Origin of the sequence: Lentimicrobium sp. L6 (genome assembly GCF_013166655.1) — a bacterium.
Taxonomy (GTDB): domain Bacteria; phylum Bacteroidota; class Bacteroidia; order Bacteroidales; family UBA12170; genus UBA12170.
Map to the genome: position 1 here is coordinate 51,712 of NZ_JABKCA010000012.1, position 25,835 is coordinate 77,546.

18 protein-coding genes and 1 tRNA gene are annotated in these 25,835 nt (G+C 35.0%); 11 read left to right on the forward strand and 8 right to left on the reverse strand.

The features are described from left to right. The first annotated feature begins 73 nt into the window (after positions 1-73). The 5 genes from HNS38_RS04630 (at position 74) to HNS38_RS04650 (ending at position 6,425) form a co-directional block, all read left to right on the forward strand. Positions 74-1,723 (forward strand): SulP family inorganic anion transporter, encoded by a 1,650-nt coding sequence (locus HNS38_RS04630; protein ID WP_172279514.1) that lies wholly within the window; start codon positions 74-76, stop codon positions 1,721-1,723. A 74-nt stretch (positions 1,724-1,797) separates the two neighbouring features. Then, positions 1,798-2,049 (forward strand): zinc-ribbon domain-containing protein, encoded by a 252-nt coding sequence (locus HNS38_RS04635; RefSeq protein WP_172279516.1) that lies wholly within the window; start codon positions 1,798-1,800, stop codon positions 2,047-2,049. Between the two features lie 2 nt (positions 2,050-2,051). After that, positions 2,052-3,041 carry a N(4)-(beta-N-acetylglucosaminyl)-L-asparaginase gene (locus HNS38_RS04640; RefSeq protein WP_172279518.1) on the forward strand — a complete coding sequence of 330 codons (990 nt, stop codon included), beginning with the start codon at positions 2,052-2,054 and terminating at the stop codon, positions 3,039-3,041. A gap of 97 nt (positions 3,042-3,138) precedes the next feature. Beyond that, positions 3,139-5,439 (forward strand): beta-N-acetylhexosaminidase, encoded by a 2,301-nt coding sequence (locus tag HNS38_RS04645; protein ID WP_172279520.1) that lies wholly within the window; start codon positions 3,139-3,141, stop codon positions 5,437-5,439. A gap of 50 nt (positions 5,440-5,489) precedes the next feature. Continuing rightward, positions 5,490-6,425 carry a hypothetical protein gene (locus HNS38_RS04650; RefSeq protein ID WP_172279522.1) on the forward strand — a complete coding sequence of 312 codons (936 nt, stop codon included), beginning with the start codon at positions 5,490-5,492 and terminating at the stop codon, positions 6,423-6,425. 248 nt (positions 6,426-6,673) lie between these two features. On the opposite strand, the gene HNS38_RS04655 is transcribed toward HNS38_RS04650, so the two are convergent. From HNS38_RS04655 to rfaD, 3 genes are all read right to left on the reverse strand, one after another. Continuing rightward, on the reverse strand, positions 6,674-9,145 hold the full coding sequence (locus tag HNS38_RS04655; RefSeq protein WP_172279524.1) for an ATP-binding protein: 2,472 nt from the start codon (positions 9,143-9,145) through the stop codon (positions 6,674-6,676). 225 nt (positions 9,146-9,370) lie between these two features. After that, a complete protein-coding gene (gene clcA, locus HNS38_RS04660) occupies positions 9,371-10,705 on the reverse strand; it encodes a H(+)/Cl(-) exchange transporter ClcA (protein ID WP_172279526.1) in 1,335 nt (444 codons plus the stop codon). 170 nt (positions 10,706-10,875) lie between these two features. Continuing rightward, positions 10,876-11,841 carry an ADP-glyceromanno-heptose 6-epimerase gene (rfaD, locus tag HNS38_RS04665; protein WP_172279528.1) on the reverse strand — a complete coding sequence of 322 codons (966 nt, stop codon included), beginning with the start codon at positions 11,839-11,841 and terminating at the stop codon, positions 10,876-10,878. 216 nt (positions 11,842-12,057) lie between these two features. On the opposite strand from rfaD, the gene mnmH reads away from it, so the two are divergent. From mnmH to HNS38_RS04685, 4 genes are all read left to right on the forward strand, one after another. Continuing rightward, positions 12,058-13,089: a tRNA 2-selenouridine(34) synthase MnmH gene (mnmH, locus tag HNS38_RS04670; protein WP_172279530.1), complete on the forward strand. Its 1,032-nt coding sequence runs from the start codon at positions 12,058-12,060 to the stop codon at positions 13,087-13,089. 55 nt (positions 13,090-13,144) lie between these two features. Further along, the gene (gene rlmB / locus HNS38_RS04675; protein ID WP_253916283.1) at positions 13,145-13,906 is read left to right on the forward strand and encodes a 23S rRNA (guanosine(2251)-2'-O)-methyltransferase RlmB; all 762 of its coding nucleotides are present in this window, start codon (positions 13,145-13,147) and stop codon (positions 13,904-13,906) included. A gap of 441 nt (positions 13,907-14,347) precedes the next feature. Continuing rightward, positions 14,348-19,546: an amino acid permease gene (locus HNS38_RS04680; RefSeq protein ID WP_172279532.1), complete on the forward strand. Its 5,199-nt coding sequence runs from the start codon at positions 14,348-14,350 to the stop codon at positions 19,544-19,546. A 1-nt stretch (position 19,547) separates the two neighbouring features. Continuing rightward, positions 19,548-20,285, forward strand: coding sequence for a mechanosensitive ion channel domain-containing protein (locus HNS38_RS04685; RefSeq protein ID WP_172346069.1), 738 nt, complete (start codon positions 19,548-19,550; stop codon positions 20,283-20,285). 71 nt (positions 20,286-20,356) lie between these two features. Here the strand turns inward: HNS38_RS04685 and HNS38_RS04690 are convergent, their stop codons facing one another. Genes HNS38_RS04690 through HNS38_RS04710 form a run of 5 tightly spaced genes read right to left on the reverse strand, consistent with a single transcriptional unit; the run spans position 20,357 to position 24,107 of the window. Further along, positions 20,357-21,073 (reverse strand): head GIN domain-containing protein, encoded by a 717-nt coding sequence (locus tag HNS38_RS04690; RefSeq protein ID WP_172279536.1) that lies wholly within the window; start codon positions 21,071-21,073, stop codon positions 20,357-20,359. Between the two features lie 28 nt (positions 21,074-21,101). Beyond that, positions 21,102-21,896 carry a head GIN domain-containing protein gene (locus HNS38_RS04695; RefSeq protein WP_172279538.1) on the reverse strand — a complete coding sequence of 265 codons (795 nt, stop codon included), beginning with the start codon at positions 21,894-21,896 and terminating at the stop codon, positions 21,102-21,104. A gap of 12 nt (positions 21,897-21,908) precedes the next feature. Continuing rightward, the gene (locus HNS38_RS04700; protein WP_172279540.1) at positions 21,909-22,979 is read right to left on the reverse strand and encodes a DUF4097 family beta strand repeat-containing protein; all 1,071 of its coding nucleotides are present in this window, start codon (positions 22,977-22,979) and stop codon (positions 21,909-21,911) included. Positions 22,980-22,989: 10 nt separating this feature from the next. Further along, positions 22,990-23,541 carry a hypothetical protein gene (locus HNS38_RS04705; RefSeq protein ID WP_172279542.1) on the reverse strand — a complete coding sequence of 184 codons (552 nt, stop codon included), beginning with the start codon at positions 23,539-23,541 and terminating at the stop codon, positions 22,990-22,992. Next, a complete protein-coding gene (locus HNS38_RS04710; RefSeq protein ID WP_172279544.1) occupies positions 23,532-24,107 on the reverse strand; it encodes an RNA polymerase sigma factor in 576 nt (191 codons plus the stop codon). The genes HNS38_RS04705 and HNS38_RS04710 overlap by 10 nt, the downstream gene beginning before the upstream one ends. A 124-nt stretch (positions 24,108-24,231) precedes the next feature. Between HNS38_RS04710 and HNS38_RS04715 the strand changes: the two genes are divergently transcribed. Together HNS38_RS04715 and HNS38_RS04720 are read left to right on the forward strand one after the other, a co-directional pair. Continuing rightward, the gene (locus tag HNS38_RS04715) at positions 24,232-25,374 is read left to right on the forward strand and encodes a saccharopine dehydrogenase family protein (RefSeq protein WP_172279546.1); all 1,143 of its coding nucleotides are present in this window, start codon (positions 24,232-24,234) and stop codon (positions 25,372-25,374) included. Positions 25,375-25,583: 209 nt separating this feature from the next. Next, positions 25,584-25,657, forward strand: a tRNA-Met gene (locus tag HNS38_RS04720). The last annotated feature ends 178 nt before the right edge of the window (positions 25,658-25,835 follow it).

The following is a 25,835-nucleotide window of genomic DNA, read 5'->3' on the forward strand; positions in this document are numbered from 1 at the left end:
CCTGAAGTATATCCATTTACAATTTCTAATTTCGCGGAAACACGATTTAGGGCATTGAAAAAACACCGATAGTATGAAAGTGAAAAATTTAAAAGGAGATATTTTCGGAGGATTAACTGCTGGAATTGTTGCACTTCCTTTAGCTTTGGCGTTTGGAGTACAATCGGGAATGGGAGCTAGTGCTGGATTATATGGGGCCATGGTTTTAGGTTTTTTAGCCGCTATATTTGGCGGAACTCCCACTCAGATTTCTGGCCCAACTGGTCCTATGACTGTTGTTTCTGCAACCATTATAGCCATGGGAATAGCATCCTATGGAAATTTAGATAATGCTTTAGGAGTCATTATCCTTACTTTTTTAATGGCGGGCTTGTTTCAAATTGTTTTTGGGCTTTTAAAAATAGGTAAATATGTGAAGTTTATTCCTTATCCTGTTTTATCAGGTTTTATGAGTGGAATTGGTGTTATCATTATTTTTTATCAATTTTTTCCAGTTCTGGGTTTAAATTCTCCCAATAAAATGATACAAGTAATATTGCAAATTCCTAGTGCCATTCCCCTAAGCAATTTCATCTCTGTATCAATAGCTATTTCAACAATTTTAATTATTTATTTATTTCCTAAAGTAACCAAAGCTATTCCTAGCACATTGGTAGCTCTATTAGCCAGTTCGTTTGCGGCCTATTTTTTCAAGCTCGACTTGCCATTAATAGGTGAAATGCCTCAGGGGTTGCCAGAGCTACAGATTTCATCTTTACTTGATATACACATTAGTGACATTAATATGGCTTTAATACCTGCTATTACATTGGCGGGATTGGGCACTATAGATTCCTTATTAACTTCCGTGGTTGCGGATAATGTAACTCGAACCAAACATAATAGCAATAAAGAGCTTATCGGACAAGGAATTGGTAATATGGCTGCTTCACTAATTGGAGGAATCCCAGGAGCAGGTGCGACCATGCGAACTGTTGTGAATATCAAATCGGGAGGCCATAGCCGTATTTCGGGTGTGGTTCATGCTTTATTATTGTTATTTATCATATTAGGATTAGGTAAGTATGTGGCCTTTATTCCACTAGCATCTTTGGCTGGGGTGTTAATCACTGTGGGAATTAGCATTATCGATATTAGAGGATTAAAGAATTTATTGAATATCCCAAAAGCCGATGCTTTTGTGTTGATCGTAGTTTTAATTTTGACTGTTTTTGTGGATTTATTGCAAGCTGTAGGAATCGGAATGGTGATTTCATCCATTATATTTATGCGAAAAGCCAGCGAAATGGTGGAAGATAATACTTCTTTAACTCAAGTGGACCAGTATGATAGAGAAATGGCTTGGAGCGATGAAGTAAATCTCTCATTAAGTCGAGATACTGTTTATATCAAGCGCTTTGATGGGCCTATGTTTTTTGGTGTGGCAGCAAAAATGATGGAACGCATCAATAAAATTCCCACTAATGCCAAAGTGGTGATATTCAGGATGAAGAAAGTACCTTTTATCGATCAGTCAGGTTTATATGCTTTGGAGGAGGTGATTAAGGAGATGCAGAAGATGGGTATTGTAGTGGTTTTGACCATGATACAAGCTCAGCCTCTTTATTTGTTGAAGAAAAACAGATTGATTCCCAATATACTTCCTGAGAAATACCTTTTTGACACTATAGAAGATTGTTCAGAATGGCTGAAAGGCTATTGTCAAGAAATAAAAGAGGAATAAGCCATCATCGTAAAAACTACAATCGAAACTTCAGATTAGCTTCATTTTTTTATAGCTTAGCAGCAAAAAAATAAATGTTCGTTATATTCGGTCTAGATGATGCCAAGCCAGAAATTACGGTGAGTACTTTTACCAATCATTGCCATCATTGTAATAATACTACTAAATGGCATTATGCCAAACATCAAACTTCTTTCTCTTTGTTTTTTCTGCCCCTCTTTCCGGTGAAAACAAAATACTACTATTTATGTCCCATCTGTAATCATGGCGACGAAATCTCGTCCAACGAATATCAAAGAATGACAAACCAAACCTATAATCAATAGCCATGAGTAATAGAAGAAATTTTCTGAAGAAATCAGCTCTTTTTGGAGGAGGTTTATTAATCAGTCCATTAGTAAAATCGGAAATGATAATCCCTAATTTACCTTCAAAAAGCAAAGAGACTATTTTCTTGAGTACTTGGAATCATGGTGTTCCTGCCAATAAGAAGGCTACGGAAGTCATTGAGGCTGGAGGTTCATTAATCGATGCTTTGGAAAAAGGGGCCAATATCAGTGAATCAAATCCAAAGAATACCTCAGTTGGTTTAGGTGGAATGCCTGATAGAGATGGTCATGTAACTTTGGATGCAGCTATGATGGATGGAAAAGGGAATGCTGGGTGTGTCTGCTTCCTCGAAGGATTTGAAAATCCGATTAATATTGCACGAAAAGTGATGGAGGAGACTCCTCATGTGCTTCTTGCGGGTGAAGGTGCAGCACAGTTCGCCCGTTCTCAGGGGTTTAAAGAAATAGAATTATTGACTCCCGAAACTAAGAAAGCTTGGGAGGAATGGAGAAAAGAAGCGAAATATAGTCCTGAGGTGAATGTGGAGAATCATGATACCATTGGGCTCGTGGGCTTGCACAAAGGAGAAGTCGCTGCAGCTTGTACAACGAGTGGATTGGCTTTTAAAATGCGAGGAAGAGTGGGAGATAGTCCTATTTTGGGAGCTGGATTATTTGCTGATGAAGAAGTGGGCGCCTGCTCAGCAACTGGATTAGGTGAATATGTATTGAAGTCTCAAACCAGTTTTTTGGTTTTAGAATTAATGCGACAGGGTAAAACAGCAGAACAAGCCTGTAAAATAGCCTTGGAAAGAATCAAGACGAAGTTCTTGGATCCAAACCCAGAATTGAAATTTCAAGTTGGTTTAGTGGTCATTGGAATTAATGGTGATTATGCTGGATATTCAATCCTTCCTGGTTATCAATATGCATTAACAACAAATGGGAAAACAGATTTATTAGATGCCCCTTATTTAATGGAGAATTGATTATGCAAAGGATAAATACTGGACATAGGTCATCCGTCATCCGTCATCGGTCATCGGTCATCCGGCATCAGTCAACAAATAATAAAACATCAACATTATGAAAAATTGGAGTCTATTTATCATTCTAGCATTATTATTCTCTGCATGTAAATTTGAGAATAATAGTCATTTAGAAAGTCCAGTAATACCTAGGGCTAATGGAATGTATCCTATGCCTTCCTCCTTTAATATTACCGAAAAAACCATTATTTTACTAGGCTCTAATGATGCTCAGATGACTCGTTTGGCCCAAAAACTTAAAAGCCAAATAGACTCTACTTGTGGATTTGACATCAATGTTCAAGATGTTGCTGAAGCAGAAGGCCTGAGAAATGTCATCCTCCTCTCTTTTAAAAATGACATGACTAGAACTGGAAATAGTGGCTATCATTTAGAAGTGGATAAAGATAAAGTTGTTATTCAAGGCAAAGACTTTAATGGCGTTTTTAATGGGGTGATGACACTTTCTCAAATCATTTTATTGGATCAAATAAATGAAGAAGATGGGCTTGTGGAGGTGCCAAATATCCAAGTATGGGATGAGCCTCGTTTCGAATATCGTGGAATGCATTTAGATGTGGGGCGTCATCACTTCTCAGTATCTTTTATTAAGAAGTATTTAGATGTGATGGCGCTTTATAAAATGAATTATTTCCATTGGCATTTAACTGAAGACCAAGGATGGAGAATAGAAATAAAAGCCTATCCAGCATTAACAGAAATTGGAGCTTGGAGAACCGAAGCCAATGGAGAAAGATATGGAGGGTTTTATACTCAAGAACAAGCTAAAGAAATTGTGGAATATGCTAAAAACCTCAATATTACAGTGATTCCAGAAATAGAAATGCCAGGACACAGTAGGGCTGCTTTAGCAGCGTATCCAGAGCTTTCTTGTACTGGTGAGAAACTCGAAGTGCCAATAACTTGGGGTGTTTTTGAGGATGTCTTCTGTGCTGGTAATGAAGAAACTTTCGTTTTCTATGAAAAAGTATTGGATGAAGTGATGGAAATATTTCCTGCCGAATATATTCACGTGGGAGCCGACGAATGCCCGAAAACACGTTGGGAGGAATGTCCAAAATGTCAAAAGAGAATAAAAGAGGAGGGTTTAAATAATGAGCATGAGTTGCAAAGTTATTTCATCCGCCGAATGGAAAAATATCTGAATAAAAATGGCAAAAAGTTAATTGGCTGGGACGAGATTTTAGAAGGTGGTTTAGCACCAGATGCCACCGTGATGTCATGGCGTGGAATGCAAGGTGGAATAGATGCGGCTAAGCAAGAACACGATGTAATCATGACCCCAACGGATTATTGCTATTTTGATTATTATCAGGCAGATCGTGATTTTGAACCCAAAGCTATTGGAGGTTATCTTCCATTATCTAAAGTATATGCCTTTAATCCACTTCCAAAAGAATTAAACGAGGAGCAGCAAGCTTTTATCTTAGGTGGACAAGGCAATGTTTGGACGGAGTATATGGAAACAGAAGAATATGTGGAATATATGTTATTGCCAAGAATGCTGGCTTTATCAGAAGCATTATGGTCTAGAGAAAGAAATAAAGACTTTGACGATTTTAAGGAGCGCTTACAAACTCATAAGAAGCTGCTCACCAAACTTGGATACAATTTCTCAAATGGTTCTTATAAAATCTCAGTAGAAACAAAGTTTGATACATCTACTAATGAGAATATGCTGAGCTTCATCTCAGAGCAATACGAGCCCGAAATCAGATATACACAGGATGTAAATATGATTCTAGATTCTGGAGAAGTGTTTAAGAAAGCCTTTTCTCCTAAAGGATCAGGAGTGATTATAGCAGGAATTTTTGAGGATGGTAAATTAGTAAGAACAACTACAGAAATTCATTATGCAAAACATTTAGGTTTAGGATGTGATATTAAACTTTTAAGAAAGCCCAATTGGCGATATGGTGGAGAAACCAATGCAAGCCTAGTAGATGGTATATTAGGGAGCGATAATCATGGTGATGGAAAATGGTGCGGATTTCAAGGCAAAGATTTAGTGGCTGAATTGGAATTCAAGACACCGACTGATTTGAAAAAACTCTCCTTTGGCTATATCCAGAGCCAAAGAGCATGGATTATGCCTCCAAAGGCTGTACAAGTTTATGGTAGACAAGAAGGGGAGAGCTATAAGCTCCTTTATGATGGCGATTTGAAGAATTTATTAAACATTTCTGACCATAACAGTTCGAATGTGATAGTTGATTTCGAAGGAATACAATTAGTGGCTTTGAAAGTCCATATAGAGAATTATAAAAAATTACCCTCCTCTCATCCTAATGCAGGCAATGATTGTTGGTTATTTGTGGATGAGTTGATTTTGGAGTAATTTAATTATACTTGATTGTAAAATAATTAACTGACAAAATCCCAAACTCGATGAAGAAATTCAACTTTATAATTCTAAATATATTATTCGTTTTAAGTCTATTTGGCCAAGAACATAATTCAGATTGCAAATATGATGGGGTATCATTTAAGATTGGCAGTAATTCGAATATTCTACAATCTTTAGATAGTATATATGAACTTGATATTGATCGTGATGCATTATTTAAATATACAGAATGTTTGTTGGGAAAGTTTCCTTCAAACCCTGAAATAAATTGGTTCTATGCTTTAAATTGTTTGAGATGGAATGGTGCTGATACAAGTCAAAGTTACTATCTTAGAAAATGTATTAAGGCACAATATGAGCTTGGGCAATCATATGCGGGTATTGGTATAAATTATCTAGATTATATTGATGATAATGATTCTATTGGGTTAAGTTCTTTAACTGCTTCTGACAAGGAAAGAATAATAAAATACGGAGAATATAACTTATGGAAAGCCATTGATTTAGGTTTTAGATATTCATATTTTGAATTAGCAAGAGCGCAAGATTTAAGAGAAGAGTTAGAGCTGCCATTTTTGAAATCGTTTAATAAAGATTCAGATACCATAATATTTGTAGCTTTTATAAGAGATTGTGGTGAATTTGGTGGCCATAAAGAAGAAATAAGAATAATGAAAGGCGATAGCGGATACATGGCTACCTATTCTGCAGGGGAAGTTAAATGCTGGGTAAATATAAAGATATCTTCGGAATTGCCAGATTATCAAAAGTATGAAGGAAAATCACAAAGAGTTTCAAAGGAAGATTATAATATATTAATTTCTGAAGTTATAAATTATAAGGCTCGTTGTCACTGGATGACAAATGCTCCTTTTAAAATAGCCATATTTGATGGGCAAAGAGTAATAAAAAAAGAGATTCATTGCCATCCTTGGAATTATTATTTAGATCTTAGAATGGAAACTTTTGGTTTTTAGTATTTAAAAAGAACTTCTAAATATGGATATGTAATTAAACAATGAAACATTTCTTTGTGAATCTTTGAGTTTTCTTTGAGGAACTTTGTGTAATAGCTGTAACACTGAGAGGTACAAAGGAATTCACAAAGAACTACCAAGTAATTATGATGTATTTGCTCTGCTTTTTCTTATTTTCTAAATTCCGTTTTATAGGAAAGAGTTATTAGGCTTATTCCAGCTAAACTCAATAAACATCAAAGCGGAAGCTAACTAGCTCCAAAATACTTTTTAATAAGAGAATACAGCTCAATATTATCAATAGGTTTGGCAAGATATTCGTTGCAACCCGCCTCCAATGCTTTTTCCTTATCACCAGCCAAACCATAAGCCGTTTGAGCAATAATGATGACCTCTTTATTGAATTTTCTGATTTCCTGTGTGGCTTCGTGGCCATTCATTTCAGGCATTTGAATATCCATCAAAATCAAATCTATATCAGAATGCTTGCAACATTGCTCCACAGCTTCAATTCCAGAAGTTACTTCAATAATTTCTTTGCTTAACTTTCTTACCAGCTTAACAATCAAAGTTTTTGAAGTTTCATCATCTTCAGCAATCATTATTTTTAAGCTTTTGAGATAATCTATTTCCTCTACCTTGGTTTGCTCTGTGGTTTTTATGGTTTCACTTTCTTCAGGAATTTGGTAGGGCAGGGTGAAAAAGAAGGTAGAGCCTTTTCCTTCTTGGCTTTCTAACCAAATTTTTCCTCCTAGTAATTCCACATAAGCCTTGGTGATAGATAAACCTAATCCAGCACCACTTAAAGCCATTTTATTGCTGATATCAGCTTGGATAAAACGTTCGAAGACGGCTTCTTGTCTGCCTTGGGCAATTCCAATGCCATCGTCTTTTACATAGAATTCAAGGAAATTTCCTTTTATTTCAAAACCATATTCAATGATTCCTTTCGCGGAATATTTAATGGCATTTTTAACCAGATTAGTTAAAATAGCGAAAACCTTTTCACTGTCCGTTTTAATGATGGTGGGAACTCTCGAATACTGATTCTTTAGAATGAGTTTCATTCCTTTGGCTTCTACTTCTGGTTTGAAAAAGGTATAAATATATTGTACTTGGTCATTAATATCAGATTCCTTGATATAGACTTCCATTAAACCAGATTCAATTTTCGAAATATCGATAATGTCATTAATGATATTGAGCATACGTTGCCCGCTTTTCTCAATGATCTCAATGCTTTCTTTTCGCTCTTCAGGTGATAGCTCGGGCATCTTTAATAAACTTGCAAAACCCATGATACCATTCATTGGAGTTCTAATCTCATGGCTCATATTGGCTAAGAAAGAGGATTTCAGGCGGTCACTTTCCTCAGCTCTATCCTTAGATAATAATAGTCTTTCATTTTGCTCTTTATAGCGGATGTTCAAGTCGCAATACTCCTCATTTTGAATCTGTAAATCATGTGAGAGAACCTTATTATGTTCTAAAGCTTTACGTATTCTAATGGAAAGAAAATAAGCCTGCATTAAAATGAAAATGGTGATTCCATACGAGGATAAAGGAGTAGAATAGATGATTTCATTTACTTCAAGGGTATCATGAATCAAGCAAAGAAAAACGATGACAAAACCAATAAGTAAAAACTTAGCACCTTCTCTTTTTTCTTTAATGGCTAAAAATAGAACTGGGAATAGGTAGAAACAGGAAATGATGGTAAACAATTGAAAATAAATCATTCCATAGGAAAACTGCTCTGTAGGAAGTAAGATTACAGATGCTGAGAATACTAATGAAGTGCTTACGATTATTCGAGTAGCTATAGTATTCACCAACTTAGGGAACAGACTTTTAAAATATAAGAAAAAGAAAAGCACAGCCAAATAGAAGCTCAAATAGGAAATATGTAATATGCTTGACCAGCTGAAATCTCCCATCATAAAAATGGAAAACTCACCATCTACAATAAATCTTATGGAAATAAAAAAGGAGAATATGGCAAAATAGAGTAGAGGTTTGTCATCAGGGAATCTCGAGTAAAGTGTTAAGTGAAATAATACCATGATGAAGATAAATCCTGCGGATAGAATTTCCAAAAAAATCCTCAGGTTGAAAAACTCTTGAATCTGCTTTTTCTGTCCTAGAATTAAGGGTTCCCACTGTCCTCCTTTTTTGTGATGATAGTTTGAGATATGGATGATAATTTCAAATTCATTAGCCTTTGGAATAAATGAAATCACTTCAGGCCGATATCCAGCTATTGCTGTTTCTTTTGAAGTATTGGGTTTGCCGGATTCATATAGTAAGGCTCCATCAACATAAATTGCTGCTGAGGAGCTGGCATTTATATATTTTATGGCTAATTCTTCTATTTCTTTTATACTCACCTTTAGTCTATAGGAACCATATCCTATATTCTCTATCTTTTTTCCATTGGAAATATGTTCGTTCCAAAGGCCTGGAACAGAAATATGCTCAGCTTCTATTTTATCAATAACAGAATCCTCAGAAAGGATAAAATGATTCCAATAAAACTCCCATTCTCCATTTAATTTGACTATACCATCATTATTAAAATCCCATTCTTTTAAATTCAGTTGTCCTTTCTCAATGGAATAGGAATTCTTTTCTTTAGGGCTACAATTTGTCAGCCCAAAGCTGAAAAATAATAGAAGAACAGTAAAGACCTGATATTTTGAACTCGTATGGTTGATGCTCATGCGTTTTATTTGGTTTATTTACAAGAGGAGATAATATAGAATGCGGTTTATTAGCTGTGTTTAAGGGTATTTTGTGAAATTTAAATTGTTAATTTTATAACAATAATATTATGGAAAAATTAATTATTTTATTCAAATGAACAAACTGCTAAATATTAGTATTATGAGCTTCAAAATGGAGGGGATTTCTATATGAAATCATAGGTTTCTAAATGTTTTAAAGGTTTATTTTCCATGTTCAAGTTTAGATTTTGCTAAGGTTCGCTTTAAAAGTGTGGTGTAAATGGGCTGATTCCCCATGAGTGTGGTAAATACAGAAGCTGTCAGGGTAGTGATAATCAGAGGAAGGATTAGTTCATAATTCGAAGTCATTTCTATGGCAAGAACGAGACCTGTTAAAGGAGCCCTAACAGTTGACGAGAAAATGGCGGCCATTCCTGCAATAGCAAATACTCCAGGATGAGAGATTAAGTTGGGGAAATAGCCCTGCATGATCATTCCAAAGAGCATCCCGAAAATAACACCAAGGGTGAGTAGAGGGGCAAAAATACCACCTGGTACTCCCGAGCTATAACTGAAAATAGTTAATATCATCCTGATTAAGAAGAGGAAAAGTAAAAATGAAAGGGTAAAGGAGTGTTCTAATACCTTAGATATGGATTCATATCCTCCTCCAATCATTTCGGGAGATAATATACCAATAATAGCTATTATTAGTCCCACTATGATGGCGATAAAAATGTTGGGGACTTTTTTCAATGTTTTTTGAAAGAAGTCTAAACCCAGTATTAGAAATTTATTGAATAAGAATCCTATCAAACTAAAAAGTAATCCGAGTAGAACAAAAAGCCATAAACCATAAATATTGGGGCTGGTGAACACCATCATTTCTATACTAGGTTTAGAAGCTACTAATGCTCTCACCACAAAATCTGCTGCTCCAGCACCTATCATGATAGCAGCAACCGAATAAAAGTTGAATCTAAAGTGGCCATGCATTTCTTCAATAATAAAGATGATTCCAGAAAGAGGAGCATTAAAAGCACTGGCTAATCCAGCAGCAGCACCAGCTGATACTAAAGGATTATTATCTATCTCACTTGTCCCAACAGTATCCTTTACCATTTGCCCCATATTGGCTCCAATTTGAATGGTTGGGCCTTCACGCCCTAGCAATAATCCACTTCCTAAAGAGAAAAGCGAAGCAATGAACTTAATGGGCAAAACGCGCTTCCATCGCATGGGACGTATTTCATCTAAGGCACCTTCTATCTCGTGAACTCCACTTCCTGAAGCTTCTGGCGCATACTTTTTAACTAATAATAGAGCAATGCTAATACCGGTGATAGTAAATAAAATAGGCCACAACCAAGTCATCAACACACCATCCTCTACATTTTCAAATAGAGAGTCTCTAAACTGCTCTATATAACTCAAAAATATTCTGAAAGAAGCACCTACAAGTCCCACTAAAAGTCCAATGATTAAGGCATAAACCAAAAGCATGATGTTCTTAGATTTCTCGTGTTTAAAATGATGGTTTTTATATTTGATTTTCATCTTTCTTCTTATCTAATCGTGTATACTTTGGAGTAAAAATAGTTTTTTTTAAATGAAATGGGTCTGTTTTTTTTACTCAATAAAATATCATAAAACTAAAAAAGCGTAAACCAAGTGTTTTGTACATACCACCTAATTTACGCTAATATATTGATATATCTTCTACTGATTTAAAGATACTCTTCTTTCGATAAATAATTCACCACATAATCTTTAACGCCATCCTCTAATGAATAAAACTCTTCTGCATATCCAGCAGCTTTTAGTTTATCCATATTGGCTTCAGTAAAATATTGGTATTTATCTCTTATGTCTTTAGGGGTATCGATGAACTCAATATTGCTTTCTAATTCTAGCGCTGCAAAAGTAGCTTCAGCTAAATGATAAAAAGCTCTAGCTGTACCAGTTCCAAGATTATATAATCCGCTTTCTGGTTTGTTTTCCATTAAAAAGATAATCACCTTAATTAAATCTTTAACATAAACGAAATCGCGTAATTGCATTCCATCCTCATAACCTTCTTTATGGCTTTTGAATAGTTTTACTAAACCATTATCATTTATTTGATGGAAAGCATGGAAAATAACGGATGCCATTCTTGCTTTATGATATTCATTGGGACCATATACATTGAAAAATTTCAATCCTGCCCAAAATGGAGGTTGTTGTTCTTGTTGTAAAGCCCATTTGTCGAAGTCATTCTTAGAATCACCATAGGCATTTAAAGGTTTTAGCTTGTCAACGATATCGTGCCGATCTTCATAGCCATATTCTCCCAAACCATAAGTGGCAGCTGAGGAAGCGTATATTAAAGGAATGTCATTCTTAGCACAAAATTCCCAAACCATTTTGGTATAGTTTAGGTTGAGTTCATCAAAAATATCTTTATTAAACTCAGCAGTGTCGGTACGGGCACCAATATGAATAATGAAATCAATTTCATCGGAATAATTTCTCAGAAAATCGCTGAGGTACTCTCTTTCAACCTTGTCAATGTACTTTTTACCTATTAGATTATTCTTTTTTTCTTCCCGTGAAAAATCATCTACTAATATAAGCTCCTCAAACCCAGCTTTATTTAAACCTCCTGTAAGAGCACTACCAATAAAGCCTGCGGCACCTGTTACAACTATCATACTTTGAAAAATTTTGGCAAAGATAGACCAATTAGCCACAATGCAAATTATATATGGGTAGTAATCTTGAATATCGTGGTGTTTTTTTTGTGGATTCATAGAAATATTATCTTCAGTAATGGCTCAAGAATTAATAATGAGTAGTTTTGCAAATGAATAGCTTGAATAAATAATTTCTATTTGTTTGATGCGATAAACAGGAAGTAAAATCAATATATGCTCAATATCATTAGCCCAAAAGAATTTCTAGAGCTTTCAGAAACTATTCCCATTATAGATGTGAGATCTCCTGGAGAGTATGATATAGGTAGGATTCCAGGAGCTTTGAATATTCCTATTTTTAATAATGAAGAAAGAGCTAAAGTAGGTACTAGGTATAAGCAAGCCGGTAAAGATTTCGCTATTCAGTTAGGATTGGAATATGTGGGTCCAAAACTCGCTGACTTCTCCAAGCAAGCCAGAAAGTTGGCTAAAAACAATCAGCTGTTGGTGCATTGTTGGAGAGGAGGGATGCGCTCCCAAAATATGGCTTGGCTTTTTGAATTGATAGGATTAAAGGTTTTTATTTTAGCAAGGGGCTACAAAGGTTATCGAGCCTATATTCGAGAACAATTAGGCAATGATATTTCTATTAGAATACTCGGAGGATACACCGGAAGTGGTAAAACAGATATCCTGAAAGAACTGGAAAATCTTGGAGAGCAATTTGTAGACTTAGAAGGAATAGCCCATCATAAAGGTTCAGCATTTGGCTCTATTGGTGAATCGGAACAGCCTACAAATGAGCAGTTTGAGAATAACTTAGCTAAAGAGTGGCTAAAACTAGATACTACCAAACCTGTTTGGCTGGAAGATGAAAGTATTACCATGGGACAATGCGGTATTCCTTTTGCATTGTTCAAAAGAATGAGAGAAGCTAAAGTTTATCAGGTCGTTATTCCAAAGAAAGTGAGAGAGGAGCGCTTGGTGAAAGAATATGCCAATGGTGATAATGTGGCTTTGAAAAATGCTTTGGAGAGAATAGCCAGAAAGTTAGGTGGTTTGCGAGCGCAACAAGCTTTGGATGCCCTAGAGTCAGGGGATTTTATGACCGTTGCAGATATAAGTCTTCAATACTATGATAAAGCTTATGGTTTTGGTATTGCCAAAAGAGACGACAATAGCGTTCTGAATATTCCTATCGAAAAAGATGAGCCCGCTGCCACAGCAAAACTATTATTAGAAATACTTCGAAAAGAAGAAGAATAAAATACGCTTAATACTTTCAACAAATCCCTACCTTTGCAAATTCAATGATAAGAATATGATGAGAAAAAGTGAAGATAAAAATCAGATGGTATTTGGCATTAGAGCCATTATGGAAGCCATTGAAAGTGGGAAAGAAATAGAGAAATTGTTGATTCAGAATGGATTAAGAGGAGGCTTGTATCATGACTTCTTTCAGTTAATAAAGTATCACCATATCCCTTTTAATAGTGTTCCACAGCAGGGTTTAGATCGCATAACAAGAAAAAACCATCAGGGTGTTATCGCATATCTTTCACCAATCACTTATCAGAATATTGAAAACCTAATACCTATGCTTTATGAGGATGGGAAAAACCCATTTCTTTTAGTATTGGATAGAATTACCGATGTAAGAAACTTTGGAGCTATAGCTAGAACAGCTGAATGTAGTGGAGTAGATGCAATCATCATTCCTTCTAGAGGAGCAGCCACTGTTAATGAAGATGCCATTAAAACATCAGCAGGGGCATTGCATAAGATTCAAGTTTGTCGTGAGGATAACTTAAAGACTACATTAGAGTTTTTGAAAAATAGTGGAATTAAAATCTACGGAATTTCAGAGAAAGCTACAGAGTATTATTATGATGTTGATTTTACAGGCCCAGTCGCACTCATGCTAGGAAGTGAAGAAAATGGAATTTCAGAAGCCTATATGAAATACTTAGATGGTTTTATAAAGATACCTATGGTTGGTCAAATCGCCTCTCTTAATGTATCTGTTGCAGGTGGAATCACCATGTTTGAAGTCACCAAGCAACGTTTGAACGCCCCAGATTAATTCATTATTGTAAGTTAACTTATTTGATATCGTACAATATAGAGATTGTAAAACCATACTTGGATATAAATTTTCTTATATGCCAATTTTGAAGTTTCATAAGCTCAATATTTTTTATATGTCCCTTAAAAGTCTTATCTGGTTTTTCTAAATGCTATTTTTTGTTTAGTGTTTTTAAACAAGAAGATCTACAAACAGCAAATTTACCATTGTATTTTGTTCTTAATTGAAGAGACGAACAATATAAAATTCAAAATTTAACCTTATGGGTTACTAAATAATTACCTGTGAGTCAAACATGCTGATAACCAGGATGTAAAGCAGGACCTCCAATCTTTACTTAGACCATTATTATTCAAGAAGCTATTAAATCCAAGAACGTAACAATAAAGTCGTATTTTCGTATCCTATTAACATTCTATACAATAAATCTTAATATTTATGGCTCAAGCTAAGAAGTTTGGCACTTTTGGTGGCGTTTTTACGCCTTCTATTTTAACGATTTTAGGTGTAATCATGTACCTTCGTTTAGGTTATATCGTAGGCGAAGCAGGATTATATGCCGTGATCGGTCTCATTGTAATTGCCCATGTTATTTCTATATCAACTGGGCTTAGTCTTTCCTCCATTGCTACTGATAAAAAAATAAAAACCGGAGGAATCTATTATATGTTATCCCGAAGTTTGGGATTACCCATGGGGGGGAGTATTGGAGTGACTATCTTTTTAGGTACTGCCCTGAGTATTTCCTTATATATTGTAGGTTTTGTAGAGAACTTCCTGAGCATAGAAGTCATTAGCGATTTCCTAGCAATGACTGGGGAAGTCAATGATATTAGGTTAATAGGTACTGTGGTCATCATTCTTTTGGTGTTGATAGCTTATATCAGTACTTCAATTGCCATTAAAACGCAGTTTTTTATTCTTGGTGCCATTGCACTTTCTATTGTTTCTATTATTATCGGTGCATTAACTGGTGGAGAATATCAAGCCGCAGAACCAGCTCTAACAGCGAGTTCAAATTCTCCTGATTTAATTGTCCTATTTGCAATCTTCTTTCCTGCTGTAACTGGTTTTACCGCTGGTGTAGCCATGTCGGGAGATTTGAAATCACCCAAAGATTCCATTCCTAAAGGAACGCTATATGCCATTGGTTTAGGATTAGTAGTTTATATTGGTTTAGCTCTATTATTCGCCTTTTTTGTAGATAGAGAACTATTATTAACAGATACCAATTTCTTATTAAAGATAGCATGGTTTTCACCTTTCGTGATTGCAGGTATTTGGGGCGCAACATTATCATCTGCATTAGGTGGTATTTTAGGAGGCCCTAGAATTTTACAAGCCATGTCTCAAGATAAAGTGACTCCTTCATTTTTTGGTCAAGGAGTGGGGAAAAATAATGAACCTCGTAGAGCTTTAATCGCTACTTTCATTTTAGCAGAATTAGGAATCTTAATTGGAGAGTTAGATGTTATTGCTGGAATTGTTTCCATGTTTTATATAGCAGCATATGGTTTTATCAATTTGGCTTATGTGCTCGAAAGGTGGTCGAATAGTGACTTTAGACCCAGCCTAAAAATTTCTATTTGGATTGGTGTGATAGGCTTTGTAGCCAGTATGTTTGTGATGATCAACCTCGATATGCTAGGGATGTTAGTGGCCTTTGGTATTATGTTTGGTATTTATTTCTTCCTGAAGAGGAGAGAAGTGCAAGGAAATATGACTGATGTTTGGCAGAGTGTTTGGACGAGTATCATCAGAACAAGTTTACACAGAATCAATCAGAAACCATTAAAAGAATCCAATTGGCAACCCAATATTATCCTATTTAGTGGTGGAGGAAATGCGCGCCCACATTTATTAGAAATGGGAGTGAATATGGTGGGGAAACAAGGGTTTTTGTCCAACTTCGATTTGCACCTGAGTCAAGATTCTGAATTCCTATTTTCCAAATCAAAGCAAAAAATATCTTCTGAAATTGAGGAGCAATATACTGGCGTTTTTACTCGTCGACAGTCGGTGAGTAATATTTATGAAGGTATAGAAATGATAGCCCAAACCTATGGATTCTCTGGTGTGGAACCCAATACTGTTATGATGGGCTGGGCGCGTGAAAGTAACGATCCTCTTGATTTTTCACGATTGGTTTCTCGACTTTCATCATTAGATATGAATGTAGTTTTATTGGATTATGATAAGAAAAGGGGATGGGGAAAACAACAAAGTATAGATATTTGGTGGCGTGGAGGAGGGCATAATGGAAATCTCGCACTGTCGCTTGCGAAATTTATCACCCTAAGTGAAGATTGGGCCAATGCAAAAATTAGATTACTCATTGTAAATCAGAATAATGATGTTTCTAATTCTATTCATGAGAATGCGCAGCATGTGCTAGATAATCTTCGTATTAGTGCGGACTTAATGATTATTAATAATGAGATAGAACAACGTAGTTTCTACGATATTATTCAGGTAGAATCAGTAGATACCGATCTTACTTTCCTTGGTTTTACTCCAATTATTAAGGGGGAAGAAGCTAAGTTTGTAGAAAAAATAAACATTTTGTGTCGTAATATCGGAACAGTTGCTATTATTAATGCAAGTTCTGAATTTAAAAGTTTGAGTTTAGGGGAGTTAAAACCACTTCCTGTATTTGATAAATCGCTCACCAAAAAAATGAGTGAACAAAAACCATTGACCGCACTTTTAGATATTATTCAAGAGGAAAAATTCAAACCAGCATTGAATAAATTAGCCATAGATATAGAGCATGTTTATGCTGCCTTTATGAGTGAAATGATGATGCCATTGCTTGATAATCAGATTAAATGGTTAGAATATATCCTTAGTTCTGGAGAAAAAAGTTATGATAATTTAATCAGTAGGGCGAGTAGCAATAGAGTAACAGCTTTTAGAAAGACCATAGAGGTACAGCATGGTATTTTTATGCGCGGGCAATTGCAATATGCAGAAAAATCAGTTTCACAAACATTAGATAAACTCCTCGATGAAAAATTCGAGTTGGTGATGGAAACCTTAAATCGTTTTGGCAAAAGTATTTCTAATTATCCTTACCGAATTAAAACTCATATCACTCGAGAACAATTAAAGGAAGCAGAAAAAGTAAATGCAAGAATGCGAAGAAAAGCAGCGTGGTTTTCTCCTATATTTCGTTTAAGTTCTTCTATATCGTATTATGTTCACTTTAGAGAACAGATGCTGATGATTTTCCCAAAATCGGTTTATAAAAGTTTAGAAAATACAGTGAACCACTTGAATCGCGATTCTTTCCGTTTTGAGAATGAGGTTTTTAAAACTTTGCAAAATATTTCAGGAATATTTGAAAATACGATGGATTTGGCTCTAGATAGCATTCCAAGTGAAGAAGAATTATTAAAACAGAAAGAACAGATTTCTTTATTGATGAAGCAACTCATTGATGTGAGAAAGACTGATATGGAAGCTGTTTCTAAGGGTTTTAAAATTGGTTTTAGCGAAAGTTTGGAAGACTTTATCTTTAAACTGAACCATCCACTGAGTAATTCCTATATCGATTATAATTCTGATCAATATATTATAGCTAAGAAATCCAAAAAGTCTTTTGTCTCTAGTATTAATATTTGGAGAAATAATCAGAATTTAATGGATAATCTCAATCAGTTGAATTCTTATTTGTTGAGATTTAGATTTAGCTCTCAGAATGTACTGAACGATTTGAATGAGAGATTAAGTAAGAGCATAGATGAATCAATTTCACATCCTTTAAGAGTATTTATTGAAGTCTTAAAAGTGGCTCAAGGTAAAGATATTGAAGAGCAAAAATCATTTATCAATACCAGATTAAAAAGCTCTAGTTCTAATCTAGATATACAATTGCAACAGAGCTTTATTGATCAGTATAATAGTAGTTTGAAGAAGATCAAATCTTCCATTAATGATTTCCCAGACTTATTAAGTATTTATGCTGACACTTATGATCATGCTGAGCAGGATTCAGAAATTCATGTATATCAGGAAATAGAAGTATCCATCAAAAGAACCCTTGACTATATGGTGGAGAAGGAAATGATGGAAGTGAGAGAGTTACTGATCAACCTAGGTCAGGAATTGAATGCCATAAATTCTCAATTTGCCGAAATGCAGCAGATGGTTTTAATACCTTCTAGTGATAAAGAAAAGAATTCGGAGGAATTTAAAAAGGTAATCAATAGTAGTTTAGAATTTGATGAGCAATTGAGTTTGGCTTTTGAAAAGGCGAATGGTTTATTACTCAATATTGCTGAGAAACAAGAATATTTAAAAAGCGTTCTGCTTAAAAAAAGTGGTGGTTTAAAAGCAAACCTAGAGCTTTATCCATTTATTAGAAGTATACAAGACTTAAAGAATTATATCAAAACGGAAACCACAAAACGTTGGTTTGGTCAGGTTACAAAAAGGTATAAATCAGTCCATATTACGCTTACTAATCAGCTGAATAAACTCTGGTATAATCAGAGCTCTGGATTACTATTGGCTCAAAAGCTGAGTAAATCTTTATTAGAACAAGAAACCAGAGTGGAAACCTTATTGGCTTTTAAAGAGGAGGTGAGTCCATTGGGCAGAGTGCTCAAGAGGATGCCAGACTATTATAAACAGCTTTTCCTAAGAAAACAGTTCTACTTGAACGAATTCTGGGTTGGACGAGAAGAGGAGCAGAAAAGTTTCTTATCCACCTATGAACAATGGAATTCTGGCTTTGGTGGAGGTATTATGATATTGGGTGAAAGAAACTCAGGTAAGTCTTTTTTTTCCAATTATATCATTCAGAAACTAGAAGTAAAAGGGGAGGTTTTCTATATCAATCCTCCTTATACAGGTTCTGTATCGGTTTCAGAATTACTTAAAAATTTCCAAAATGCTACAGAAAACAATGGTAGTATTGCTAAAATATTTAATGATATTCCTACTAAGTCTATCTTCTTTTTTGATGATTTGGAATTGTGGTGGGAGAAAAGCTCTGGTGGAATGAAAGTGATAGAGCAATTGATGAATATCATTAACAGATACGGAAACCAACATCTATTTGTGGTGATGGGGAATATTCATAGTTTTAGGTTGATGAATAGGTATAAAAAAATAGAAAGCAATTTCTTGAAGCTGATAGAATTGCGACCTTTTAATGCTCGTCAACTGAAAGAAGTGGTGATGAAACGTCACAGCACTTCATCATTGAGCTTCAATATCAATAATATACCTGAAGCTCGTTATCGTTCATGGAATTATGCCCGCTTATTTAGTCGCTTGTTTAATTATTCTGAAGGTAATCCAGGAGTAACTTTACAAGCTTGGATTAAGTCGGCAACTGATGTGGATAAATCGGTTGTTTCAATTGCAAAACCTAAATTGCCTGATACCGCTCCTTTAAGGTTTCTAGAAACAGAATGGATGATTTTTATCCTTCATTTCATATTACATAAGCGAATGAATTTATCCAAATTAGTTAGGGTGAGTCAGGAAACTAGGGTAGATGTGATTAAGAAAGTTAGGGTTTTGAAACGCGCTGGGATTTTAGTGGAAATTGGAGATGATATTTTGGATATCGATCCTTACGTATTACCATTCTTACGAAAAGCATTAGTAAAAAGAGAACTATTATAATATGGAAACTTGGGACTTGAAATTTTCAAATATTGAAATCATCGGATTGGCTCTGATAGCTTTCATTTTGTTTATCATTTTGAAGGTGATTGCTAAGGCTTTCCCTTATTTGATTAAGCAACCAGAAAGAAAAAAAGCTTTTCTGCGTTACTTCACCATTTCCGAAATTCTATTTTGGATACTCTATACCATCTTTGTCATTAGGGAATTAAGTGATTCTAATCAGATATATTCATTCGGACTATTTATATTATTAATGGTAGCTGGGTTTTGGTTACTTTGGTATTATATGAAGAATTATATCAGCGGAGGAGTTTTTAAGCTGAACTCTAATTTTGAGATTAACGATTCTGTTCAAATCAACGAATATCAAGGTAAAATAGTAGGATTGGGAAAGCATAGCCTAGAGCTGGAGTCTGATAATGGAGAGATGATCTATATTCCATATACCAAACTCGCTGATGCCATTATTATCAAACTACACCCAGGTGAAATGGTTCTCAGTCATAGCTTTACTTTGAGCACGGCTAATGATAAAAAGTCTGTGGATAAAGAAGAAGAGATAAGGTTTGAGATATTGAGTTTACCATATTCATCTTTAAAAAAGTCACCTGTTATCAACCTCATTCATGAAGATGCAGAGCATTTTGTATTTGAGTTGGTGGTGTATACCTTGGAGAAAGATTATTTCTTTAAGATGGAGCAAGAGATACGAAAGAAATTTGATGTGAGTTTATAGTATTATTTGAAATCTAAAAAAAAGCAGCATTTCCATTGAAATACCGCCTTATAAAATCAAAATAATTTTCTTTATCCTTTTCTAACTGAAGAAGCTCCAGAAACATCATGGATGCTAATGCTTGGATTTCCTTTATATTTAACAGAGGATGCTCCACTTGCGCTGATAGAAAGGTTTTCTAAAACTAATACTCTAACTACTGCAGCACCACTGGCTTCTAATTCTAAATCTTGAATTTCTAATCCGTAAGCTCTTACCACTGAAGCTCCACTTAAATCTAGTTCGGCAGAATTAATGCTACCTTCTAGTTCCACTTTACTTGCTCCACTAAAATCAGCTTCTAAGCTTTCCACTTTTAATTTTAAAGTCACCTCTGACGCTCCACTAAAGTCTAATTCTAAATTACTGGCCTCTAAAATATCTGAAGAATATAATTCTGCAGCACCGCTAATATCAAGCTCATCTATATTTTTATAATAGATAGTTAGTTTTAATGTTGTTGGATTGTTTAAATCCTCTGTGTTTTCAATATCTAATTCACCAGCACTTACTCTAGTTTTAATATGAGGCATGATATTGTCATCAGCTTCAATAACAATTTTTTCTTCATTAGACTTCACCAATTCGATTTCAAAAGCTCCTCCAACGTCGATAGAACTAAAGCTACTTAGTGTTCTGGTTTCTTTAATCACATTGCCACTGCCTTTTATACGTTTTGCAGGGCCACTATAGGCCAATATTGAGATGGCTATAAATGCTATCGATAGTAATAATGATTTTGTTTTCATGGTATATGTTTTTTTAGTTTTCTATTAATTATAAAGACCTTATTTCACCACTTCCTGTGGCCGAAAAATTATTGATTTCTGGTCTGCCTTTAATGTTTAAGTCGCCACTTCCAGAAAGTCGAGCATCTAAAGTATCGGTGATAAAAACATCAGACTCCCCAGAACTTGTCTTTCTCACTTTAGCCGTTTTTACTTCAAAGCTTCTGCCGTCAAAGTCACCTGAGCCATTTTGAGATAAATCCATCATAGCAGCAGTTCCATTCACTTCATTATCGCCTGACCCATTCATTTTAAAGCTAGCTTCACCTAGGTGTAGAGATTCACCTTCGAAATCTCCAGAACCCATTTGTATAACACTTAAAGAGCCATTTACTCCACTGATTTCTACATCACCACTTCCATGCATGCTAATTTCTAGGTTTTTTACATTAAAGTCTCCTTCAAAATCACCAGAACCATGCATGTCGAGAACTAAATCTGTAGCAGAGAATACTCCGTTTATATAAAAATCGGCACTACCAGAATTGGAAATCTCTTTTAAGTCTTTAACGGTGACTTCTATTCTTAACTCTTCGTTTCTATAAGATAATGAACCTTTGATATCGATGATTAAAGTATTGGCTACCACTTTAGTTTGTATTTTCTGCATGTATTTCTCTGGAGAAATAACCACTACTTTTTGTACGTCTCCTTGTGTGATGGTAACATCGAGCGAGCAATTGTTTTCAATGGCATTAAAGCTATTAACTGTTCTTTCTTCTTCGTTGGCGAATAATCCGATACCGAAAGTCACCAAAGCTATTAATAAGATTGATTTTTTCATGATTTTATGTTTTTAGTCGATTTTAATATTTGCTGTAGCATTTTCCATACTGAGGATGAGCTTAGGGCTTTGTCCTTTTGCATTTCCAAAGTAACCTTCTATATCTAGTTCCATCATTTCTTTTTCAAGATAAGTGATTTTGGCAAGGTCTTTAGGATAGTTGATGCCACCCATTTCTGAGGAGGCTTTGAATGCAAAGTTTGCTGGTGATTTGAAGAATAAATCTACTCCGGTAAATTCAGAGCTGATATTTATCATATCAAAATCAGAAGCGATATCTCTAATTTTAATATTTCCATAATCGATGTCTAATTCAATATGTTTTTTTAGCTCATCTATTCTGATACTACTAAACTCAGATTCAGCAAATACAACACTTGCTTCTCCAAAATAATTTTTATCGTAGGCAGTTTCTAAATCTAATTGACTCACCGTTTGAATCTCATTAGAAGAGAATTCACTATCCAATTTAATGACTGCAGCTACTTGAGCAGTAAATCCACCATAGGCCACCTTTACTTTGCCCGACTGGAACCTCTTCACATTTATCTGACCAAATTCGGCTTGTATGTCTAGCTGTTCGCTGGTTAGATTATTGGCTTCAAAATTTCCATAAGAAACATCTACATTTACTTGTCCATCAATATTCTCGAAAAAGTTACTTCCAAATTCATTGTCGAGCTCAAGCATAATATGGGCGGGATAATAAATAAGAACATCAATATCTATGCTATTATTATTCTTATTGCTGAAATATCCGCTTCCTAAACCTGTTTTTAATTCAACAAGGCTGGAGTTTCCGCTCATCTCTACAATGATTCTTTCAAATTTGTCATCGGCTTTACTTTGGTTTTTAGCATCCACTGTAACGGTAACTTCGATGCTAATGATATCTTTATCCCAGTTATAGGCTTTTACTTCGGTGAATTCACAATTCAAAGAGAGTTTAGCTCCTTTATCGATATTGAATTCTTTTTTTGTCGGTTTGCTAAAATCGCCTTTTGCCATTAAAGAGACAGGAAGGAGGAATAAGACAAGCATGAGTATGCTTAGGGTGCTGAGTATTGTGGTTTTTGTTTTCATGGTTGCTGATTTATTGTGTTAAGATATTATTGTTCTGTTTACAAATTTGGTTGTGCATTTGATTCACCAAATCGTTTTTTGCTTTAAGGTTTTGAATATATGCTAGTTCTAGTTTTTTATTTCCAGAGGCCTCTTTAAGTTTGTCTTCTAGTTTTTCAACATTAAAAGCGAGCTTACCCAATTGGGTTTCGGTGGAGGCAATCAGTTTTTTCGTTCCTTCACTTTGGTCGGCACATTGAATGATTTCATTTAGCTTTTTCTTACTCTCCTGAGTATAATAGGATTTGATTTCTGTAAGTTCTAATGAAAGACCCATTTCTTGCCTTTTCTGACTTTCGGTGGGTTGTTGAGTGATAAACCATCCAATACTAATCAAAAGGCTAAGGCTTGCTGCAATACCAATCCACCAAGCTCTTTGGTCTTTATTGATATAGCTCATTCTTTTTTTCTCTTCTTGTTCTTGGAGTTTGAAGAAGAATTTATCCATATGTTCCATGGAAGGTTCTTTTTCAAAATACTCTTTATTATCTTTTATTAGATTCTCAAATTTTTCTATGCCCATTTGAAACTCCTTTCTTTTTGTATGAGATTGACCTCATCTATTAATTTTTTTCTTGCTCTTGAATACCTGGTCCTAGATAGATTATAGGAAATTCCTAAAATCTCACTAATTTCTTCATGATCGTATCCTTCAAAAAGGAAAAGTGAAATGATGACTCTGTATTCTTCTTTAATTTTACCTAAAGCTTCTTTCACATCTTTAATCTTCACATGATCTATAGAAACTATGGTAGGTTCTTCAACAACTACTTCTAAATGCTCATTAAACTCTGTTTCAAGTTTGTTTTTATTTAAAGCATCTAAAGAATTATTCACTACTATTCTTTTTAACCATCCTCCGAAACTGCCTTCTTCTGTGTATTGGCTTATCTTTTGAAAAGCACTAATAAACGAGTCTTGCATGATGTCCTCAGCATCTGTTTTATTACCAATAATTCTAAGACTGGTATTAAACATGGCCTTATAATAGAGTTTGTAGATTTGCATTTGGGATTTTTGATGTCCCTTTCTGCATTTCTGAATCAACTCGTGATGTACATCTTTATATGTGGATTTTCTTTTCAACATTCAATTATATGACCTTTTGCTTATTCTAATGTTACAGTTTTTTGAAAAAAATCGTAAATTCACATCATATTAGTGAATATGAACTTATTGGTGGTTTAAAAACTTCCATAAAAATACAAATAAGATGGCGAAAAAAGTAGTGGTTTTAGGTGGTGGCTTAGTTGGAACACCCATGGCATTGGATTTAAATAAAAATATTGATTGGAATGTGGTATTGGCAGATAGAAGTGTCGAGCAATTAAGCAGAGCCAAAGCAGAAGGTATTGATTGTATTGCATGTGATTTAATGGAGGAGGGTGCTATTGAGAATTTGGTGCAATCAGCCGACTTCGTTATCAATGCATTGCCAGGTGAAATAGGTTATCAGAGTTTAAAAAGAGTCATACAAGCCGGAAAGAGTGGGGTAGATATTGCTTTCTATCCAGAGGATTTTGAAGAGCTCGACCAATTAGCCAAAGAAAAAGGTGTCACTTGGTTAGTAGATATGGGGGTGGCACCAGGAATGAGTCATTTATTATCGGCCTATGGTGCTACTTTATTAGACGATGCGCAAGATATTAAAATATATGTGGGAGGCTTACCCAAGGATAAATCTACTTTCTGGCAATATAAAGCACCTTTCTCACCCAGCGATGTGATAGAGGAGTATACGCGTCCGGCTCGATTTGTAAGGGATGGAAATGAGGTAGTGATGCCAGCTTTAACAGAAACCGAGGTTTTAGAATTTCCGGTAGTGGGACAATTAGAAGCATTTAATAGCGATGGCTTACGCTCATTAATTAAAAGCTTAGATGTTCCCAATATGATAGAAAAGACCCTTCGTTACCCTGGCTATATAAATAAGGTGATGGTGCTTAAAGAAAGTGGTTTCCTTTCTGATGAAATGGTTATGGTAAATGGAAAGGAAATAAAAGCCATAGATTTTACAAGCTCCGTATTATTTGAGCAATGGAAATTAAAACCGCAGGAGCGAGAATTTACTGTGATGCAAATTATTATAAGTGGATTAGAAGGAGGGAAGCAAAAGAAAATTTTCTATGATTTATACGATGCCTACGACCCAGAAACTAATATTCACAGTATGGCAAGAACAACAGGTTATACTGCAACCGTGGTTTTGGGCCTCCTCAAAGAAGGTTTATTTGGCAATCCTGGGGTTCATCCACCAGAAACTTTGGCCAATTATCCTGATTTGGTACATGAAATACTAAAAGGATTAAAAGAAAGAGGTGTGGTTTATAAAAAAAGTGAAACTTATCAAAAATAAGTTTTAAGGATATTGCTCTTCTGTCTGACAACTGCAAAGCCTATTAGTAATTGAATATCAATGAGATTTGAAATCTGATTTATGATAGGAAAGCGTCCATGATTTCACAAAGGTTTTAATTTTCTAGAGGGAATGAAAATCTTTACAAAAAAAATGCAGGAAAGTATTTGTGGTGTAGGAATAATTTCTATTTTTGCAGTCTTCAAAACGGCGAGGTAGCTCAGTTGGTTAGAGCGTCGGATTCATAACCCGGAGGTCTCGAGTTCAATTCTCGATCTCGCTACTAGAAATAAAGCCTATAACAATCCTGTTAGAGGCTTTTTTTATGCCATGAAAATTTTTTTACGGTTGAGTTATTCTATTTATTATAGACTATTATTGATGAACAAATGGCCCCCATGTTTTGGGGTCAAGTCAAAATTCTGGGGGAATTGATTTTGTATTCATCAATAATTATCACA